The organism is Roseateles sp. P5_E11, assembly GCF_054049355.1.
Genome location: NZ_JBFUMO010001163.1, coordinates 1 through 671, shown reverse-complemented (window position 1 = coordinate 671; position 671 = coordinate 1). Strand labels below are relative to the sequence as shown.

The 671-nt window shown below is 74.9% G+C and carries 1 protein-coding gene; it reads right to left on the bottom strand.

Translation table 11 applies throughout. The features are described 5' to 3' along the window. Window positions 1-671 (bottom strand): beta-ketoacyl [acyl carrier protein] synthase domain-containing protein (locus ACXJKR_RS34105; RefSeq protein WP_457326631.1); only part of this gene is annotated, 671 nt, incomplete at both ends.

Here is a 671-nt window from a genome sequence, read left to right as displayed (position 1 = left end):
GCGTGCAGGGTCCGCGGCAGCAGTCCGTGCCGCATGGCCTGGACGGTCTTGATGACGCCGCCGATGCCTGCGGCGGCCTGCGCGTGGCCGATGTTGGACTTSASCGAGCCGATCCACAGCGGCCGGTCCTGCGGGCGGTTCCGGCCGTAGGTGGCGAGCAGCGCGCCGGCCTCGATSGGRTCGCCGAGCTTSGTGCCGGTSCCGTGGGYCTCGACGGCGTCGATCTGGTCGGGTGYGAGCCGGGCGTCCCGGAGCGCGGCCTCGATGACGCGCGCCTGGGCGGGCGCGCTCGGCGCGGTGAGYCCGTTGGAGGCGCCGTCCTGGTTGAYCGCGGAACCGCGCACCACGGCCAGGACCCGGTGGCCGTTGCGGCGGGCGTCCGAGAGGCGCTCCACGAGGAGCACGCCCGCGCCYTCGGCCCAGCCGGTGCCGTCGGCSGMSGCSGCGAACGCCTTGCACCGSCCGTCCGGCGACAGGCCGCGCTGTCGGMTGAAGCCGATGAAGACGTCGGGTGTGGCGAGGACGGTCACACCGGCGGCGAGGGCCATGGTGCATTCGCCCTGCCGGAGGGCGGTCACGGCGAGGTGCAGCGCGGTCAGCGACGACGAGCAGGCCGTGTCGAGGGTGACGGCCGGCCCTTCGAGGCCGAAGGTGTAGGCGATGCGGCCGGA